The organism is Opitutus sp. ER46 (genome assembly GCF_003054705.1).
In the GTDB taxonomy this organism is placed as follows: domain Bacteria; phylum Verrucomicrobiota; class Verrucomicrobiia; order Opitutales; family Opitutaceae; genus ER46.
Window position 1 is genome coordinate 17,454 of record NZ_QAYX01000018.1, and the last position, 17,169, is coordinate 34,622.

Annotated in this window: 10 protein-coding genes; all 10 read right to left on the minus strand. The window is 60.6% G+C overall.

The window, feature by feature from the left end; all coding sequences use genetic code 11:
• Positions 1-1,121: 1,121 nt before the first annotated feature.
• Positions 1,122-2,540, minus strand: a complete 1,419-nt coding sequence (locus DB354_RS21905; RefSeq protein WP_146180095.1) for a hypothetical protein — start codon at positions 2,538-2,540, stop codon at positions 1,122-1,124.
• A complete protein-coding gene (locus DB354_RS22970) occupies positions 2,537-3,691 on the minus strand; it encodes a glycosyltransferase family 4 protein (RefSeq protein ID WP_107834093.1) in 1,155 nt (384 codons plus the stop codon). The genes DB354_RS21905 and DB354_RS22970 overlap by 4 nt, the downstream gene beginning before the upstream one ends.
• A 162-nt stretch (positions 3,692-3,853) precedes the next feature.
• Positions 3,854-5,227, minus strand: coding sequence for a hypothetical protein (locus DB354_RS21910; protein ID WP_146180096.1), 1,374 nt, complete (start codon positions 5,225-5,227; stop codon positions 3,854-3,856).
• Positions 5,228-5,284: 57 nt separating this feature from the next.
• A complete protein-coding gene (locus DB354_RS03705; RefSeq protein ID WP_107834094.1) occupies positions 5,285-6,208 on the minus strand; it encodes a glycosyltransferase in 924 nt (307 codons plus the stop codon).
• A gap of 112 nt (positions 6,209-6,320) precedes the next feature.
• Positions 6,321-8,183 (minus strand): glutamine--fructose-6-phosphate transaminase (isomerizing), encoded by a 1,863-nt coding sequence (glmS, locus tag DB354_RS03710; protein ID WP_107834095.1) that lies wholly within the window; start codon positions 8,181-8,183, stop codon positions 6,321-6,323.
• A gap of 1,168 nt (positions 8,184-9,351) precedes the next feature.
• A complete protein-coding gene (locus DB354_RS03715) occupies positions 9,352-10,260 on the minus strand; it encodes a hypothetical protein (RefSeq protein ID WP_107834096.1) in 909 nt (302 codons plus the stop codon).
• 1,611 nt (positions 10,261-11,871) lie between these two features.
• A complete protein-coding gene (locus tag DB354_RS03725) occupies positions 11,872-12,255 on the minus strand; it encodes a GxxExxY protein (RefSeq protein WP_107834098.1) in 384 nt (127 codons plus the stop codon).
• An 823-nt stretch (positions 12,256-13,078) separates the two neighbouring features.
• Positions 13,079-15,073, minus strand: coding sequence for a hypothetical protein (locus tag DB354_RS03730; protein WP_107834099.1), 1,995 nt, complete (start codon positions 15,071-15,073; stop codon positions 13,079-13,081).
• Complete coding sequence (locus DB354_RS22205; protein WP_158277354.1) at positions 15,060-15,209, minus strand: hypothetical protein; 150 nt, start codon at positions 15,207-15,209, stop codon at positions 15,060-15,062. Before DB354_RS22205 ends, DB354_RS03730 begins: the two co-directional genes overlap by 14 nt.
• Positions 15,206-16,405: an MBOAT family O-acyltransferase gene (locus DB354_RS03735; protein ID WP_107834100.1), complete on the minus strand. Its 1,200-nt coding sequence runs from the start codon at positions 16,403-16,405 to the stop codon at positions 15,206-15,208. The genes DB354_RS22205 and DB354_RS03735 overlap by 4 nt, the downstream gene beginning before the upstream one ends.
• Positions 16,406-17,169 lie beyond the last annotated feature (764 nt).

Consider the following 17,169-nt stretch of genomic DNA (forward strand, 5'->3'; position numbering starts at 1 on the left):
TCAAATTCCGCAGGCAGCGACGGTGGCAGATGATAGGAACAGCCATGGCGGCCGCCTCCAGGATCTTATTCATTACGCCGGCACCAAACCGAACTGGGAAAAACGCTACGCAGTTTCGTGTGAGAATGTCCTCAAGACGCAGATAATTGATAGCATGCGGTATGCCGTTGTCTTGTATCAGCGAGGGAATTTGAGTCGCTGCTCCCGCGACTAGCACCTCCACATCCAGACTTCGAAGGCGCTCCTGAAACCTAGAAATACATTGAATTGCGTCTACATTCGGCTCAAACTGAAGGTTCCCCCAAAACACCGCAGTCAGCGCCCTACCATCGAACTCGATATGTCGCTCGATGTGAGGAATGTTCGTACCAAGAGGAACCGTTCGCACCTTGTTAGGAGCGACAGCAGCGACGTTCCTTCCATCCTCTTCACCAACATACAACATACGGTCGAAACGTTTCGCGTACGATCGCTCGACGTGTCTGGCGAGCAAGTAGCGGACAAAGCCACGCACCCTTCCCTTTCTCATCCGCCAGTTCTCGAATGCGGTGAGCGCGACCCCATCTTGCACGATACCAACGCATCGAGTTTCTTGCGCTAAAAGGTCTGCCCACCCAAATGTGGTGACCATATCAAATATCCACCCAACGTCCCCGTCACCCATCTGATCTGCAATCTCAGCGTAAATCTCCCAATCAGGCACCTCCTCCCCAGGCATCGCCCAGCGCCCTTTGTACCGCCACCCTCTAGAGCACGATGAACTGCTGCGCATCCGCCATACTGGGACATTGTCCATATCGCGCCCAAGCCGATCACACTTCGCTACGACGGCCGCGAGCTGTCCTGTGTCGAAGAGCGCCCTCAGGTACCGCAACGCTCTCGTTGTGATACCCGATCCCAACCTCGTTGGGTCATCCGCTATTACGTATATATACCTCATACATCTTGCGTCATAGCTGTACGTTATGCCAACGCCGACTAAGGACAATGGCTTATGCCTTTATAACGGCAAGGAGGCCGTCCGGGTCTACAAAGAAGTATCGCGGTAGCCTCACGAGCCTAGATCCCATCGGGATATCCCAACCTTTCCCAAATCAGGGATAACTTGGGCACACCATTCTTCACCGTCTAGCCCCCCGCCTACTGATCTTCGCGGCCAATGGCTTGGGTTTCGCGGCCGCGGCGGAATCAGAATATTTCCATCCCACCCGCTGTGGCTCAGATGAGCCACTCCGGAACAGCACTCGTGCCGACACGCTGGCAATGCCGAACAGCACTATCGAATTCCATATTAGCGCCGTGAACATCTTTCCTGCGGTCTCATATGCAAGAATCCCCGAACCTATATTTCCTATTACAAAGGCTACACATACTCGGGGCCAAGATCGCGCAAACGTTCGCATGGCGAGAAGCCACCCCGCTATAACCACACTCAAGAGTGCTCCGCTGAGAGCGACCCCTATGACCCCGAAGCCTAGGTAGAAATCTACTATCGATGGCCATGCTAAACCATATCCAAATCCAGAAATTAGGTACGCCAGCTGCGTACCCGGCGATACTCCATCCTGGTTATACCGATCCGCAACGCTTCCCAGTGGATTCACCCGCCTCGATATTGAAGATCCAGCTACTAGCCCAAACACCTCCATCCTTCCCCGCGATATGAACATTGTTCGATTTTCTATGACAAATTCTGTAGACTGCAGCCCAGCCGCCAATCGGTTTATGACCGTTCCGACAGGGTCGAGATCTGAGTACTGAGACGACCGCTTTATATCAGTGATAGAGGCCCGCGTCCCAGTGTAATAGACTTGCGCCCGTATTCCGGAGACAGCATACGATCCAACAACCCCGAGCAACATCACAGCGATTAAGCCGCCGCCAAACCGGACCCAAGTTGGAGCGACATTTCCAACATGAAGTAGACCGAGAATCGTGAACGCAACCGGGATGAATATGTAACCACGTCCGCCAAGTGGAACGACAACTGAAAGAATGATCATCAGGAGCGCTGCAATCAATATATACCTAAACCGCCGAGCGAACGCTGTGTCAAATACGCAACAGACCACCAGGACGATGCCAAAAGGAAGCCAATCCGTCAGGAGCCCTAAGCCGGCAATTGCCGCCTCACCAAAATAGCCTTTGCGCATTGAGACGGCAAAACACCACATCGTAATTATTCCGATGCCCAGCGTGGCTTCGGCGACGCTTGGTCGCCGGCCAGCTCCCAGCCGGAGTGCCACGCCGATGCGGTGGCGCAACATCCTAAGCGGCACCCACGTGAGCACAGTCTCCAGCAAGAAGAGCGTGAATGCAGGAGTCAGTGTCTGCAGAGGTGCATGCACGAGCTTTGGCTCGCCAAAGAACTCAATATATATAAATGGAACAACACCGAACAAAAACAACTTCAGCGCCAGAAATATACACACCCAAGAGACTGCCCAACACCGAGATCTCTCTCGGATACAGTCGCGGGCGATGAGAGTCAATACGGTCCACCCAGCTACCGAGACAACTATTGAAACGAAGGTAGTCATTTCAAACCGTCTAGCATGCGCAAGAGTTCTTCCTTGAAGTGCTCTTCCATCAACTGCTCTCTAGCTGGCCTAAGTTCATCGTGCCAGCGACCGCAGACCAGATCAATGGATAAGACATTTCGTATTGTTTCCGCAATAGACGCAGCGGTAAGCGGAGCCGCAATTAACGCCTGTGGCAGAATGTCTGGCGCCATACAGAATTCGCTGACTATCGGGATACACCCCGCCGATATTGCCTCCCCCAAGGCTCGAGGGCCCCCATCCTCAAATGTTGGTAGCAAGAAATACCTAGCAGATTGAAATACCTCACCAATTTCTCTCGTGTAGCCTCGGCTAATTACCCCGCTTTTTTCCCCCTCGCGATCGAGCTTTGATTGTGTAGGTCGATCGCAAGATCCAAAGATTTCCAAGACTGCCTCGGTACCAAGCCATCCATTCTCTTTCGCGATACGCCAAGCGTCGATCGCCACAAGGCTCCCCTTCCGTACAGTTGTGGCTGTGCTTACGAATCTCGTCCGACGCGGAGAAGTCAGCCGACTCGGCATAGCCGCAACGGGCAGCGGTGACACAAAGTAGCGTTTATTCGGAATTGATGCCTCTATAGATTTTACAACGAATGATGACTCGGCCGAAATGATAGACGCAGCTCGTACGTCGCTCTCCCACATGCGCAGCCATCCTTTGTCCGCCAACAGATTCGCGGCCATGCGGCCCTGTCCCGCGGCAGTCATCTGAGCCGCAAAGGTGCCGGGCCCACTATTCCCGCAATGAACAAGACTATTCTGAAAACGGCCGAGGACCCCATTACCACCGCCCATTCCAACGTTCGTTAGCACAATAGTGTCGCGCCTCGCAAATTGCGTGAGCTGACGAGCGAAGACTTTATAAATTAATTTTTCTCTGAAATACCAATGTTTTCTAGGGAGAACTTTTGCGAGCAAGTAGCCCAGAATGTAGCACTCAACACACCAATAGCTCTGCTTCACCCACGGGAAGCGCTGCCGGAACCGATGGGGCCTTATGTTTGACAGAACATGCACGTCAGCCCCACTACTGCACAGAGCCTTACTCCAAGGCGCAACCCCCCAATCGCCGCATACGGCGATCAGGTAGCGAGGCGATGGGCTGCTCAAGTTATAGGCGCCATACATTTTTTCACATTGTTACAGAATATCTCCTATTTGTCATCGACTTCATACACCGGCACGAGGCGTATTCCAATCTCTTACCCCAACAGTATTGAAGCGGATGTGTGTCGGGTTTCATTGGACCAAGCTGGATTGCAGCTTGCGCGAAGAGACCCGTCGCTGCCGCTACCTAACAAGTGCACTAGAAAGCTCAGAGATCATCGCTCTTGCGAACCTGCGAAGTCCGCAGTTTAGCACCCGCAGGCCAAGTAGTACGGGGAGCCAATTGTTACATGCTGCCTGCACCCCACCGGTTACCAAGACCACACCCCAAAGTCCAAAGTACTGGATAGCGAGCATCGAGCCCGCTATGATAGCAAATCCAGATGCAATCGAAGGGACAACAAACGGCACCTGATTGTCCGCCATAACCAGGGACGCAAACTGCGAGTGGTTCCATTCCAAAAACCGTACTCCAGCGTACACTCCCAATAGCGGCAGAGGCAGGAGGGCCGTCTTGCTCCCAATAAGCTTCAGCGCGAAGGGTGCCGCGAAGCAAATCGACACCCCCCCCATAATAAAGCACGCGACACCTAAAGCGTGAGCCCTTGCTACAATCCGAAGTAGCTCAGTGTGACGGCGACGTACCATCAGCGCAACCACCGCGGGCACCCGTACTGCTAAAAACACGCTAGCGATCGTCTGCACAGCTGTGAAGAGCTGCGTAGCCAGCCCAAAGGAGGCCAAAACGCTCAGGCCGAGGTACTTCGCGCAGATTATAGAGCTCGCATTATTAACCATGTATGCGCCGACCGAGACGACGCCCGTCCGCCACGTCGTTGGCCATAATGCGGCAAGATTGGTATCCGTGGCACACGTTCTATCGCTCGATTTCAGAAGCAGATTTATTTTTAGAGAGCACAGGAGTCCCAGAATCGCGGGCTGAATTGCAGTACCTATAACCATTATTGTTAATCCATACCCCAGCATAAGCCCGCCGATGACTACCGATATCGATGTGAACGCTGCGATAAGCGTGTAGTGGTTACATTCCGCAACCTTACCGAGACCAATCAGGAGGGCGGGCTGCGACCTAGTATAGGCACTGATCACCGTTGATGCAGTAAAAACCCACCAGATTTCCGCAGGCGAGCTCCCGTCCGTTCCGTAGCTAATCGTGGAACGTAGTCCTATAAATGCAAATACCATCAAGACTGCGGCGGCAAACGCGATCTTAAGATAGAGCCACTTCACCTGGCGGACGAGTCCTCCGATCTTTGGCCAGTTCGGCGAGATTTCGCCTTCGCTACTCGGTGATCCGTGCCTCGAAAGGTCTTCCGCGCCGGCCGCAAATGTAGCGCACGCCCTAGTAACGTTCGGCGTAAGGCCAAAGTCTAGGAGAGCAACTGCGCCGCCAATGTTCACGAGCAGATACCAGTAGCCCAACTCATCTGATGACAAATGTCTTATCGCCAGCGGCGTAATAATAATACTGCCAGCAAGCCGCAAGCCGTATGCGAGAATTGATAGCAGCTCAGCTGCATAACGGCCGAGTAGCATTGGTATATTTCGCGGGATTAGCTGCACTCTTGCGATGTATATCGTTCGATATTAAGGCTAAAGCAATTTTAGAGCGACGCCTTTTGCGATCGCTCTCATCGCTTGCGCAAAATGATGCCCCTTAGAAAGAGTTTTAATATCGCGAAGATCGCGGCGCAGGTTTTTGAATGATATGTTCTTTACGCACGCCACTAAAGAATCGACTCTGGCTTTTCTATAAATCTCTTTGTAGTTACTTTCTACAAGATTTTGGTACATATTATTGTCGTCCGCCACCCCGATTTTCAGCAGCCCACAATCAATCATGCGCTCCCACATTTCGATGGCGGAAACTCTACTTTTCCAGCCGATATTACTTGTTACCCGCTCGAGACACTCGCGATTTTTTACCAGCGGTTTGTTTACAAAGACAACCCCTCCCAGACGCGCGATCGTCAACGCAGTGAACAGATCAGCCCCCCACGCATCCGGGAGGTCGACAAATCCGCGCGGCGCCAAATAGGAGGTACGGAAGAAGATGCAACTCACGATGATTGGCCGACGCTGGACAATTTGGTTATAAGCATATTCGGACATCGACTCGACCTCGCATCCGCCAACTGAGACCGCGCGGACAAGATCGCCTGTTTGAAACATGATGATGCGGGTCTGCACTAGGGCGCAGTTGGGATTGCGATCTATCGCGCGCGAGACCTCCGCAAGACAATCGAGCGTCAAGACATCATCGTCGGCCAGAAGCAGCGTGAATTCGCCGCGGCATTGCTTAATGGCATTGTTCCAATGTGCGATTATCCCGGTACCTTCGATATCTATAAAGCGCGCTTTATCAGAGTACAGCTTTTTGATATTTTCTATTGATGCATCAGTTCGGCTGCATCCAATGATCAATTCGTAGTCCTTGCAGCTCTGCGCAAGTACGCTATCAATTGTTTCAGCGACGTATTGCGTCTTCCAAAGTGGTATGACAATGCTGAAGCGCATCTATTTGATATTATTCTGCGGATTCCCTACTTAAATTTCGTGGTATATGTGTACCTTTCAAGCAGGGCGCCATTGTAATATTCGGCATGGAATGGCGCGAGCGTGAAACGTCCTATTCCACCGTGACGGACTTCGCCAGATTTCGCGGTTTATCCACGTCGCAGTGGCGGGCGACGGCGATGTAGTAGGCGAGGAGTTGAATGGGGATGGTCGCGACGATCGGCAGGACGGCTTCGTGGCAGTCGGGGATCGGGATCACCTCGTCGGCGAGGCCGGGGGGGAGCTCCAGGCCTTCCGTGCAGACGGCGATAATCGGGCCTTTCCGCGCCTTGATCTCCTGCATCGAGGACACGACTTTCGGGAAGAGTTCGCCCTTGGTCACAAAGAACACGCTGGGGCAGCGCTCGCTCACCAGCGCAATCGGGCCGTGCTTCATCTCCGCCGCCGGGTACCCCTCGGCGTGGATGTACGAGATCTCCTTCAGCTTCAGCGCGCCTTCCAGCGCGATCGGGAACAGCGCCAGCCGGCCAAGGAAGAGCATGTCGTTGTACCCGGCATAACGCTGCGCGATGCCGCGGATGTGCTCCGCCTGCGTCAGCGTCCGGCGCACCAAGTCCGGCGCCGCCTTCAGCGCCGCGACGTATGCCTTGCCGTCGGCGTAGCTCATGTCGCGCATGCGGCCGAGGTACAGCGCCACCATCGCGCCGAGCAGGAGCTGCGAGGTGAAGGCCTTGGTCGAGGCCACCCCGATCTCCGGGCCCACGTGCTGGTAGATGCCGCCGTCGGCCTCGCGGGCGATCGTCGAGCCGACCACGTTGGTGATCGCCAGCCCGCGGTAGCCCCGGCGCTTGGCCTCGCGCAGCGCCGCCAGGGTGTCGATCGTCTCGCCCGACTGACTCAGCACGAACAGGAGGGAATTGGGGTCGAGGGGGGTGTTGCGGTAGCGGAACTCGGAGGCGTAATCGACCTCCGCCGGCACGCGCGCGAAGCGCTCCACCAGGTACTCGGTCACGAGGCAGGCGTGCCAGGCGGTGCCGCAGGCGGTGAAGAGCAGGCGGTCGACCTGGCGCAGCTCGTTGGGCGTGACGTTGAGCCCGCCGAACTGCGCGGTGGAGCCATCCTCCGAGAAGCGGCCGCGCATCGCGTTCTCCAGCGCCTGCGGCTGCTCGAAGATCTCCTTCTCCATGTAGTGCGCGAAATCGCCCAGGGCGGAGTCGGCGATGGACCAGTTGACCTGGCTGATGACCGGAACGACGTCGTCGCCCTGCGTGAGCGAGGTGATGGCAAAGGCGTCGGCCGTGACGCGGGCGAGCTCGCCGTCCTTGAGGTAAACGACGTTCTGCGTGCGGCCGACGATGGCGGAGACGTCGGAGGCGATGAGGTTCTCGCCGCGGCCGATGCCGAGGATGAGGGGCGAGCCGCGGCGGGCGCTGACGAGCTCGCCGGGGTGGTCGCGGGACATGACCACGATGCCGTAGGTGCCCTCGACGTGGAGGAGGGACTTGCGGACGCTCTCGAGGAGGCGGCTCGGCTCGGCGTCGGCGGCGGGAGCAGGCTCCTTGGCGTAGTGGTAGGCGATGAGGTTGGCCAGGACCTCGGTGTCGGTCTCGGACTGGAAGGTGTAGCCCTTGCCGGTGACGAAGCGCTTGATGGCGGAGAAGTTCTCGATGACGCCGTTGTGGATGAGGGCGATCTGGCCGTCGGAGGAGACGTGGGGGTGGGCGTTGGCGTCGGTGACGCCGCCGTGGGTGGCCCAGCGGGTGTGGCCGATGCCGCAGGTGCCGGTGAGGACGTGGCGGGCGGCCTCGCGTTCGAGGTTAGCGACGCGCCCGGTCTTCTTGGCGACGGCGAACCCGGCGGGGGTGTGGACGGCGACGCCGGCGGAATCATACCCGCGGTATTCGAGGCGCTTCAGGCCATCGATGAGGATCTGGGAGGCTTTCGCCGGGCCGATATAACCAACAATGCCGCACATCTGTGGAAGGGAGTGAGGGATTAAGGGAGTGACGGAATGAGGGGGCAGAGCTCGCTGGCGCGAGGACTGGGGGGGGGCGATCCGTTATCGGTTATTCGTTATCGGGGGCCGGCGCTGGCGCGCGCCGGGGGGTTCCAAGTGGGAAAGTTGCAGGTGGGAAGGTTGGGCCCCGAAATCGTTCTCGTTCTCGCGGGGTCTGGGGCTCGGCGAGTCTTACTCTTTCTCTTACTCGTTCTCTTACTCCCCCGCTGTCCGAGTTCTGAGCCTGTCGCCTACAGCTTACCGCCTAGAGCCAAGCCGGGTTTGGCCGCAAAAAGGCGCAGGAGGCGCAAAAGGAGCCACAGATCGCCGAGCCGGGGTTGGCCACGAAGAGGCACGAAAAGGCACCAAAAAACACCTCGATGCAGCGGGTTGTCTTCGCGCCTCTTGGTGCCTTTTTGTGGCCATAACCAGTTTGGTGGTCGCTGTCGCCGGCGCGGTTCGCGCGCCGGCTGGAGGGGGTAGGCTGTTTGGTTTTTGACGACGCAAAAACCAACCTTGCCCCCGGCCGCATTCGCGCCGGCTGAGCGCTGAAGCGCTGCTTCCCGGAGTGGGTTGGCCACGAAGAGGCGCGAGAAGGCACGATAAAAGACCCCATGGCAGTTCTACAGGAGCTCGCAGAGAGCGCAGAGGTTCGAACGGGAGGCCGACCAAGAGGCACGATAGAACAGCACGGATCCCGGCGCACTTTTACAGGAGCCAAGGGAGGGAACAGAGGTTTGATGCACAGCCCCCCATTCTCGCATTTTCGCGCCAGCGAAAACGCGAGCGGCAAAGCGTTGTGGGTCGGCCTGCCCACGGGGCGCCCGGCCGACGCCAGCCCTTCGGGCCGCGACCGCGGCGGTCGCGCCATCTCCGCGCTTCGCGCTGCGTCGCCCCGGGGCTCAGCTTTGCCTGCTGGCAAAGCTTCGCCCCGTCGCGTCTGGGCGACCGGGTGGCGGTAAAGTGTGTGGTGGCAGTTTTCGCTCATCGAAAACTGGCTCTGACGCTGTCCCTTCGGTGGCTGTAAGCTGTAGGCTTTAGGCTTTTTCCAACTGATTATCTATTAATGCTTACCGCTTATCGCTTATTGCCTACTGCCACCCATTTCGGATCACGAATAACAAATAACCGATAACTGATAACGCCCTCATCCAATCTTCAGCGCGGTCTTCACCAGCGGCAGGAGCGCGGCTGCCTTGCCGTGCCAGATCTCCAAGGCGCGGAGGCGCTCATCGAGCACCTCGCGGTGGGCATCGGCCGGCACGGACGCCCTCAGCGTCCGGATCCGGCTCCGTCCGGTCTCCAACTGCTTCTGCAGCCGCTGATCGATCCACCGCAGCACGAGATTCCGCAGCTCGAGGTCGGGGGTGTAGCGCGCGCCGCCCTTGGCGGCGCTGCCGGCGTTAGGCGGTAAGCTGTAAGCGTTAGGCTGCGCCGCGTTCGCGGCACCGCCGCTGGCGGCGGGGTTATCGGCGGGAAAGGGGTTATTGGCTATCCGTTCTGAGTTATTCGTTTGCGCCGCGCTCGACGCTGACATTCCTCCTTCGCCAAGGCTACGGAGGACAGGCTGACGTCCGACATCTGACATCTGATTGCCGGCTTCCGGCTTCTGGCTTCCGGCTTCCGCCCTCAGGCTTCCGGCCTCTGGCCTCCGGCTTCCGGCCTCTGGCTTCAGGCCTCCGGCTTCCGGCCTCAGGCTTCCGGCCTCCGGCTTCAGCGCTCCCACTTCCTTCAGCACGCGAAGACCCTGGCTGATGGAGCCGGAGCTGATGTCGAGGCGCTCGTTGATATCGGAAAAGCTCAAGGGCTCAGCACTTGCGAAACAGATGCCGTAGATGGCGGCGACGGACTTCGGGATGCCGAGCATTTGGGCGCCCTCGACGAAGAACGCGACGAGCGACTGCTCGTACTCGACCTGCGCCGGGGGTCTTCCCTCGGCCCTGACCAACCGGCGTCCCTCACTCGCCGCGGCCGACTCAGCCGCCCCCGCCCCGGCCCGGGAAGCAGGTCGGACCGAGCGCAACAGCGCGGTGCGGAGGGAGGAGGTAATCGCCATCTCGTTTAAGGTCTAAGGTCTGAAAGTTTGAAGGTTGGGGCGCCGAAGCGCCCGGAAATGGGTTATTGGTTACTCGTTACTAGTTAATAGCACTGACTGAGCCACTTGCGCGGCACCTGGTCACCTTCACTTTCACTCTCACTTTCACTCCGCCCTACGGCGGCTGCCCTAGCCTCACTAGGGCAGCCGCCGTAGGGTGGAATACCTAGGCGAGAGGTCAGCAGAACTACGTAGGGGTATTCAATTCAAAATGAAGTGATACCGCGAATTGATGAATAAATAGCGTTCCGCATCAACGTTGCATCAGATTTCGGACGAGTTCGGCGAGTGGGCCTCGAAGAGGCAGGCCGGGAGGACGGAAGCCAAGGCAGGGTTGGCCACAAAGAGGCACGAGGAGGCACGAAAAGCGGAGCCAGGGAGCACGGTCATCGCGCAGGCGATGACTGGGCGGCCGGGGTTGTGGCTTTTGACGACGCAAAGCCACGGTGCGCCCCGGTCGCGCAACGCGACCGTTGAGCCCTAACGGGCTGCTTGTTCGAACAGGCGAGGCAGGTGTTGGCCACGAAAAGGCACCAAGACGCACGAAGAGAACCCCGCTGGATCGCCGGTCTTTATCGTGCCTCTTTGTGCCTCTTCGTGGCCAACCTACTCCGCAAAGCAGCGCTTCAGCGCTCAGCCGGCGCAAATGCAGCCGGGGGGCAAGGTTGGTTCTCGCGTCGTCGAGAACCAAATACACCCCACCGCCGGCGCGCCGCGCGCCGGCTGACGGAAGCTCCGCGATGATGGCCACGAAAAGGCACCAAGACGCGCGAAGAGAACCCCGCTGGATAGAGGTCTCTTATCGTGCCTCCTCGTGCCTCTTTGTGGCCAACCTACTCCGAAAAGCAGCGCTTCAGCGCTCAGCCGGCGCGAATGCAGCCGGGGGGCAAGGTTGGTTCTCGCATCGTCGAGAACCAAATACACCCCACCGCCGGCGCGCCGCGCGCCGGCTGACGGAAGCTCCGCGATGATGGCCACGAAAAGGCACCAAGACGCATGAAGAGAACCCCGCTGGATCGCCGGTCTCTTATCGTGCCTCCTTGTGCCTCTTCGTGGCCTACCTACTCCGAAAAGCAGCGCTTCAGCGCTCAGCCGGCGCGAATGCGGCCGGGGGCAATGTTGGTTCTCGCATCGTCGAGAACCAAATACACCCACCCCGCCGCCGGCGCGCCGCGCGCCGGCTGACGGAAGCTCCGCGATGATGGCCACGAAAAGGCACCAAGACGCATGAAGAGAACCCCGCTGGATAGAGGTCTCTTATCGTGCCTCTTTGTGCCTCTTCGTGGCCATCCTACTCCGAAAAGCAGCGCTTCAGCGCTCAGCCGGCGCGAATGCGGCCGGGGGCAATGTTGGTTCTCGCATCGTCGAGAACCAAATACACCCACCCCGCCGCCGGCGCGCCGCGCGCCGGCGGACGGAAGCTCCGCGATGATGGCCACGAAAAGGCACCAAGACGCACGAAGAGAGCCCCGCTGGATAGAGGTCTCTTATCGTGCATCCTCGTGCCTCTTTGTGGCCAACCCCAATCCGTCACTTCGTGGCCATCCCACAAAACCAGTCCGGAACAACCCACTATACCCGATTCAGGACGAACTTCTTCACGTAGAGAACCGGCGCCCCAAAGTTGATCAGCAGCCCCGTTTCCATGCGTGACGACCGGAGATAACCGAGCAGTTGGGCCACATGCTCGTCGGCAATCGCCCGCACCGCCTTCAGTTCCACAATGAGCCGTTGGTCGACCAGGAGATCGGCGAAGTAGTCACCCAGCGGCGTGCCGTCCTCATCCAGAACCGGGAGCGGGTGTTGTTGCGCAACCACGACGCCTCGCCGGCGGAGTCGGTGCGCCAAGGCGTTTTCATAGATCTTCTCGAGGTGGCCGCTGCGGTGGTACCGGTGAATCGCATACGCCGTCTCGCGGACCACATCGCAGAGTGAATTGATTGGGGCAGGGTTCATGCTTCCTTAATTACCCCCGGCTATTCGTTTTTACCCGCCTATTTTGCGAGCCGGTGCATTTTCGGCCACAAAAGCAACGACACGGCTAGGCAGGCCGGGTTGGTTGGCCACAAAAGAGGCAGCGCCGGGGAGCAGGGAAGCCAAGGCAGGGTGTTGGCCACGAAAAGGCACGAGAAGGCACGAGAAAATGCCGCGGAGCCCGGTCATCGCGCAGGCGATGACTGGGCGGCGGGGGTTGTGGCTTTTGACGACGCAAAAGCCACGGTGCGCCCCGGTCGCGCGACGCGACCGTTGAGCCCTAACGGGCTGCTCGTTCGAACAGGCGAGGCAGGGTTTGGCCATAAAGAGGCACCAAAATACACGAAGAGAATCGAGGGGATCGAGGGTCTCCGAGAAGCAGCGCTTCAGCGCTAAGCCGGCGCGAATGCGGCCGGGGGCCAGGTTGGTTCTCGCGTCGTCGAGAACCACACACCCCCAACCCAGCGCCGGCGCAATCTGCGCCGGCGGACGGAAGTCCCAGAGAGGGTGGCCACGAAAAGGCACCAAGATGCTCGAAGAGAACCCTTGAATCGGAGGTCTTTTATCGTGCCTCCTCGTGCCTTTTTGTGGCCAAACCCGATCCGTCACTTCGTGGCCAATCTACTCCGGAAAGCAGCGCGCTCGCGTTTTCGCAGGGCGCGAAAATGCGAGAAGGTGGGGCTGCCTCCGGCGCCGCAGGCGCCGCGTCCGAAACCCCAATTACTTTAGTTTTCGCGCCGCCGAAAACTAAAGTTTCGTGCCTTCTCGCGCCTCTTTGTGGCGAAACCCGCCTTGGTTCCGTGGCTCACTCCGCTTCGCGGAGAGCCAGTATCTTGTCCGCCACGATGGCGGCGATCTTCTGGCCGCCGGAGGCCATGAAGTGGCCGGCATCCACGTAGTCGTCGGGCGTGAAATCCGCGCCGGCCTGCACCACCTGATAACCACACTGCCCGATCACCTGCTCGGCCAGATTGTACGTTTCCTTCCACCGCCGGCGTTCTCCCGCGGTCCAGTGGCGCTGAAAATACGGATTGCCGTGCAGCAGCACCACCAGGCTCTTCGCCCGCACCGAGGGCGGCAGCATCCGGTCATACCGCTCCGCGATCCCCAACCGCAGCGCCGGATCCTGCACCCACTTGCCCGCCGGGTCCCGCAGCCAGCCGGTCCGCGCCGTCGCGCGGCCGCGCTCCTCCATCAGCTTCGCATACTCCCCCTGCCGCTGCGCCCGCTGCGTCGCCCGCAGGTTCGGATCGTCCCGCTCCACGTAGCGGCCCCGCGCCCGGAAGGGATGGCGCGGATAACTGTCGGCCCACACCGTGAACACACCGTGGTAACCCACCCACGTCCACAGCGCGCAGGCGTACGTATACGCATCCAGCCGCTTGCCCAGGTGCAGTTCCTGCCCCTCCTGCGTGCGCGTCTGCCGCGCGATCTCCGCCTGCACCCGCGCCTCCCAGCCCGGCTCCTCCGGCAGCAGGTCTTTGTAATAGGCATCCCAATACAGATACCGGTACACGCCGCCGCCATCCAGCGGCGCATCCGTCAGCACCCCGCCGTTGCACACATAGATCGCCCGCGGATACCGCTGCGCCAGGATCTGGAACACCACGCCCGCGAAGGCCGGCGGCCCCGCCTGGTCGATGCCGTAATTGACCACCGCATACTCGTCGCCCAGCCGCCGCTGCAGCTCATGCGTCCACAGCTCGCCCGGATTCTGCCCGGTGCCGCGGAAATACGACGCGCCGCCCACCAGGACCAGGATCTTGTCCCGCGGAACGGTCCGCTCCACGTAGGACACCAGCTCGCGCACCGTCGGATAAAACTGGGTCTGCGGCTGGATCGACTGGAAGAACCGCACGAAGCCGCGGAACAGCGGCTGGCGTCCGAGGTACCACCCGGCGCCGATGCAGCTGGCGAAGGCCAGGACGAAGCCGAGCAGGAAGGGCTTGGCCGGCAGCGGGGCCAGCCATGCGCAGCCCTCGGGCCGCGGGTCCGCCCGCGAGGCGCGCGGCACCGGTTCGCCCGGCCGGCGCTGGCCGAGGCCGGCGAGGAAGGCGCGGACGCGCGCCACCAGCGTCGGCCAGTTGATGCCCCATGCGGCGGCGGCGCCGCCTGCCAGCGCGAGGGTGGCGTAGAGCGCGGCCAGCCAGCCGACGCGCGGCCACCAGGCGGCGAGCCGCTCGGTGAAGCCGTAGTAGCGCGCGCCGCCGAGGCCGCTGACGCGATGACCGCCGGGGCGGCGGAGTTCGCCGGAAAAGGCGTCCGCGCAGGAGGTGCCGCCAATCCGGTTGCTCGCCCAATGGATCTCGGCGGCGCGCGTGACGTGGCTGTGCACCGGAACCACCCACTCCGGCTGGCCCTCGAGGGCGAAAGTGAGCGTCGACGTCGGCGCGGATTGTCCGGCGGTCAGTTGGGCGATCGCCGGCAGGCGGAGGCGGAGCCGGACCGGCTCGCCGGGCTCCAGCTTGAACGGCGGCGAGGTCGGGCCGCCGGCGCCCCAGCTGTCGTAACCGACGGTGACCGTGCCGCCGCCGAGGTGGTTGATATAGAGGAAATCGGCGTGGCCGGGCGTGCCGGTGCAGACGAGCGGCTCGTGGGCGTTGGCCGGCTGGTCCGGCAGCGTGAGCTCGAGCTCGAGCTCCGCGGGCGGCGGCAGCGGCCGGAGCAGGAAGTCGGGGCCGAAGCCCGCCAGCGCGAGCGTCACGCTGGCGACCACGAACACGGCGAGCCGGCGTCCGCGGTGCGGCGGACGCCCGGCGCCGGTGGTGGGCGCGGCGGGACTGACGCTAGAAGGCCACATAGATGAACGGCGCGGACGGCAGCGAGAGCCGGTAGATCAGGTAGTGCAGGACCACTGCGGCGGCGGCGCCGAGGAGGAAGGCGGCCACGGCGCGCCAGCGCCGGCCGGAGGGACGCGTTGCGGGAGGCGGGTTCATTGGGCGACGACGAGCAGGCGCATGAGGCGGAAGCACTCGGGCACCGGGTAGAAGAAGATGAGCCGGCTGAGCGCCACGAAGACGAACGTGACCGCCCACGCCAGGATCGGCAGCCGAGCGAAGCCGCGCTGGAGCGCGCCGCCGACGGGTCCGAGGGCGGTCGGGTAGAACGTGCAGACCTGCAGGCCCACGCCGTGCCACACGCCCCAGAGGACGAAGTTCCAGGCCGGGCCATGCCAGAGGCCGCAGAGCGCGAGGGCGATGATGACGTTGATGCTGCGGCGGAAGACGCCGTGCCGGCTGCCGCCGAGCGGGATATAGATATAGTCGCGGATCCAGGAGCTGAGCGAGATGTGCCAGCGTTGCCAGAACTCGCGCAGGTTGCGGGCGAGGTACGGCCAGCGGAAGTTTTCCGGCAGGCGGATGCCCATGAGCCGCGCGAGGCCGATGGCGATGTCACTATAGCCGCTGAAATCGAAAAGGATCCGGAAGGAAAGCGCCGCGAGGAAGAGCCAGCGCTGCGGCAGCGTCAGCTCGGTAAAATGGGGATACCAGTAGTCAATCGCGCCGGTGAGGTTGTCGGCCAGGACCACCTTCTTCACGTAGCCCTGCGCGATGCGCCAGAGCCCGTACTTGAGGTCGTCAAGCGTGACCTGCTGGAGCCCAGCGCTGAGCGCCGGGAGGAAGTCGCGGTAGCGCTTGATCGGGCCGGCGACGAGCGACGGGAAGAAGAAGGTGAAGGCCCAGAAGCGGGCCGGGTGGCGGATGGAGGGGTGTCCGTGCCAGACGTCGTAGAGGTAGTGGACGAATTCGAAGACGAAGAAGCTGACGCCGAGCGGCGGGGTGTCGGGGAGCCGGGAGCCGAGGGCCTGCTCGAGGGCGGCGCCCCAGGCGGGGTTGAGGGCGGCGAGAACCTGCTGCGAGAGGAACGAGGTGTATTTATAGAAGACGAGGGCGAGGATCGGCAGGGCCATGCCGACGAGGAGCACGCCGCGGCGGCGGGAGAGGCCGGCGAGGTACGTCGTCGCGCAGAGGACGAGGATCGGCAGCATGCCGGCGGCGCCGGCGAACCGGGCGTGGAAGACGGTGCAGGCGACGAGGAGGACGGCGAGGCGGAGGCCCGGCCGGCGCACGAGCCAGTACAGCGGCAGCGCAAGGCCGATGAAGGCGAGGAACCAGTAGGTGGTGAAGATCATCGCCTCGGCGCGCGCCGCTCCCCCACCCGTCCGGGCCGCAAGGCGCGGCGAGGGCAGGAGGCATGGGAGGCGGGCAAGGAGACCGTCGGCATGGCAGAGAGGGATGACTGCAGCGGAAAGGAAATGCCGGCGGCAAGGTTAAATTATTAGTTAACCATTATTTCATTTCTTTAGTTTTCGACGGCGCGAAAACTAAAGTACACGGGGTTTCGGACGCGGCGCCACCCCAGCATGCATTAACCTCAGATTGCTCGGATAAAGACGGGGTGTTGGCCACGAAGAGGCGCCAAACTTTATTTTTCGGCGGCGCGAAAAATAAAGTAAGTGGGGGTCATTTCCGGCGCCGGCGGCGCCGGCAGCAGCTCCCATATAGGTTATCGCGGAGCGAGAACCGGCAAAAACCAACCTTGCCCCGGCCGCATTCGCGCCGGCTGAGCGCTGAAGCGCTGCTCTCGAATCTTTCTCTTACTCGTACTCTTACTCTTTCTCCCCAAATTCTCGGTTCGAAGCCAATAGCCTACCGCTTACCGCCTACAGCCGACAGCGTTTGGCCGCAAAAAAGCGCAAGAGGCGCAAAATAATGAGTTATCGGTTGGTGGTTATGGGTTATTCGATTCGGGCATACAGCCTACAGCTTATTGCGTATAGCCATCAGGGTTGACCACGGCGCCGATGGCGCCGAGTTAAACGTTAGAATGTTGAAGGTTATAAAGTCTGAAGCGCCGCAGGCGCCGGCCTCAGCTACCACATAGGTTATCGCGGAG

What these genes read in the sequence shown, in the direction of transcription:
- DB354_RS21905 (WP_146180095.1), bottom strand. Translation starts at nt 2,540, where the DNA reads ATGACTACCTTCGTTTCAATAGTTGTCTCGGTAGCTGGGTGGACCGTA.
- DB354_RS22970 (WP_107834093.1), bottom strand. Translation starts at nt 3,691, where the DNA reads ATGTATGGCGCCTATAACTTGAGCAGCCCATCGCCTCGCTACCTGATC.
- DB354_RS21910 (WP_146180096.1), bottom strand. Translation starts at nt 5,227, where the DNA reads ATGCTACTCGGCCGTTATGCAGCTGAGCTGCTATCAATTCTCGCATAC.
- DB354_RS03705 (WP_107834094.1), bottom strand. Translation starts at nt 6,208, where the DNA reads ATGCGCTTCAGCATTGTCATACCACTTTGGAAGACGCAATACGTCGCT.
- glmS (WP_107834095.1), bottom strand. Translation starts at nt 8,183, where the DNA reads ATGTGCGGCATTGTTGGTTATATCGGCCCGGCGAAAGCCTCCCAGATC.
- DB354_RS03715 (WP_107834096.1), bottom strand. Translation starts at nt 10,260, where the DNA reads ATGGCGATTACCTCCTCCCTCCGCACCGCGCTGTTGCGCTCGGTCCGA.
- DB354_RS03725 (WP_107834098.1), bottom strand. Translation starts at nt 12,255, where the DNA reads ATGAACCCTGCCCCAATCAATTCACTCTGCGATGTGGTCCGCGAGACG.
- DB354_RS03730 (WP_107834099.1), bottom strand. Translation starts at nt 15,073, where the DNA reads ATGTGGCCTTCTAGCGTCAGTCCCGCCGCGCCCACCACCGGCGCCGGG.
- DB354_RS22205 (WP_158277354.1), bottom strand. Translation starts at nt 15,209, where the DNA reads ATGAACCCGCCTCCCGCAACGCGTCCCTCCGGCCGGCGCTGGCGCGCC.
- DB354_RS03735 (WP_107834100.1), bottom strand. Translation starts at nt 16,405, where the DNA reads ATGATCTTCACCACCTACTGGTTCCTCGCCTTCATCGGCCTTGCGCTG.